The sequence below is a fragment of the Mycolicibacillus koreensis genome, assembly GCF_002104795.1.
Lineage (GTDB): Bacteria > Actinomycetota > Actinomycetes > Mycobacteriales > Mycobacteriaceae > Mycobacterium > Mycobacterium koreense.
This window is the reverse complement of sequence record NZ_NCXO01000100.1, coordinates 1-1,804: the sequence shown is the minus strand read 5'-3', so window position 1 is coordinate 1,804 and position 1,804 is coordinate 1. Positions and strand designations below refer to the sequence as shown.

Sequence of the window (1,804 nt, the reverse complement as noted above, 5' to 3'; positions counted from 1 at the left end):
ACCGTGACCTGATCGCAACGCAGCCGAGGCGTGGCACACCGGCGGCGCTCACCCGGATTCGCTGTGACCGACGCCACACTGAAGGCATGCCAGTCGAAGAAACCATGTGGGACATCCAGGTGCCGCGGGACATCGACCGCTACGACACCGAACGCCTCCGATCAGCCCTGTCCGATGTCGTCCGCCGCCGCCTCGCGGCGGGCAAACAACTACTGCGCGTGGTCAGTTGGAGCACCGGCGGCGCCGCGCTCTTTCGGCCCACCCCCGGAACCCGCCGGTTCGCTGTGGCCTACGAGGTGGCACTGGGGGCATAACCGGCGCAGCCGCCCCGGCATTTCGCGGAATCCGATGCCCCGGCGGCCCCGCCGGACAGAGGGGGTCTGTCCCGTCGCCGGCCAGCCGAACCGTCCCGCCCGCAGCGTTCTCGCCGTGCGCGGGGCTCGACATTAAAAGCATTAGGACCGGTGTTCGCACCGGCGGTGCTCCGAAAACCGTAGGGGCGGTAGGCTCGGGGGCGTGCCAGTACCAACAGACCCCAGCCCCGCTCTGCAGTCCTACGCCCACCCGGAACGGTTGGTGACCGCCGATTGGCTCTCCGCCAATCTGGGTCAGCCCGGCCTGGTGGTTGTCGAGTCCGATGAGGACGTGCTGCTCTACGACGTCGGCCACATCCCCGGCGCAGTGAAGATCGACTGGGTCACCGACCTCAACACCCACCCGGTGCGCGACTACCTCAGCGGCGCGGAGTTCGCCGACCTGATGAACCGCAAGGGCATCAGCCGCGACGACACCGTGGTCATCTACGGGGACAAGTCCAACTGGTGGGCCGCCTACGCGCTGTGGGTGTTCACCCTGTTCGGCCATCCCGACGTGCGCCTGCTCAACGGTGGTCGCGACCTGTGGCTCTCCGAGGGCCGGGAGACCACCTTGGATGTGCCGACCAAGACCGGCACCGACTACCCGGTCGTGGAACGCAACGACGCCCCGATCCGGGCCTACAAGGAAGACGTGCTGGAGATCATCGGCACGCAGCCGCTGATCGACGTGCGCTCCCCGCAGGAGTACACCGGTGAACGCACCCACATGCCGGACTACCCGGAAGAGGGTGTTCTGCGCGGCGGACACATCCCCACCGCGGTGTCGATCCCGTGGAGCAAAGCGGTCACTGACAACGGCCAGTTCCGCAGCCGTGAAGAGCTCGACGAGCTCTACGGCTACCTGTCCCCCGACGACCGGCCGGTCGCCTACTGCCGCATCGGGGAACGGTCCAGCCACACCTGGTTCGTGCTGACCTACCTGCTGGGCAAGGAAGGTGTGCGCAACTACGACGGGTCGTGGACCGAGTGGGGCAACACCGTGCGGGTTCCCATCGTCGCCGGCGATCAGCCCGGGGAACTGCCGAGCCGATGAGCCTGCCCGCACCGCTGGCGGAGGTCGTGTCGGACTTCGCCGAGGTCGAGGGCCAGGACAAGCTGGCGCTGCTGCTGGAGTTCGCCGAGGAGCTGCCCCCCATCCCCGCCGAATTGGAAGAGGCGGCGATGGAGCCGGTTCCGGAGTGCCAGTCGCCGCTGTTCCTCGACGTCGACGCCAGCGATCCCACCGCGGTGCGGCTGTATTTCTCCGCGCCGCCGGAGGCGCCCACCACTCGCGGGTTCGCGGCGATCCTGGCGGCCGGTCTGGACCGCCAGCCGGCCGCCGACATCCTCGCCGTCCCCGACGACTTCTACTCGGCGCTGGGGTTGGCCGAGCTGATCAGCCCGCTGCGGGTGCGCGGAATGTCGGCCATGCTCAGCCGGATCAAACG

3 protein-coding genes are annotated in these 1,804 nt (G+C 68.5%); all 3 read left to right on the top strand.

What is annotated here, in order from left to right; genetic code table 11:
* Nucleotides 1-86: 86 nt before the first annotated feature.
* Nucleotides 87-314, top strand: a complete 228-nt coding sequence (locus B8W67_RS20020) for a hypothetical protein (protein ID WP_234793824.1) — start codon at nucleotides 87-89, stop codon at nucleotides 312-314.
* Between the two features lie 202 nt (nucleotides 315-516).
* Nucleotides 517-1,410 carry a sulfurtransferase gene (locus B8W67_RS20015; protein WP_069391179.1) on the top strand — a complete coding sequence of 298 codons (894 nt, stop codon included), beginning with the start codon at nucleotides 517-519 and terminating at the stop codon, nucleotides 1,408-1,410.
* A partial coding sequence (locus tag B8W67_RS20010; protein ID WP_085305921.1) for a SufE family protein occupies nucleotides 1,407-1,804 on the top strand: 398 nt, incomplete at its 3' end. The genes B8W67_RS20015 and B8W67_RS20010, both read left to right, overlap by 4 nt.

Bases quoted from the DNA above. Each gene is read 5' to 3' on its own strand.
- B8W67_RS20020 (WP_234793824.1), top strand. From the start codon at position 87: ATGCCAGTCGAAGAAACCATGTGGGACATCCAGGTGCCGCGGGACATC.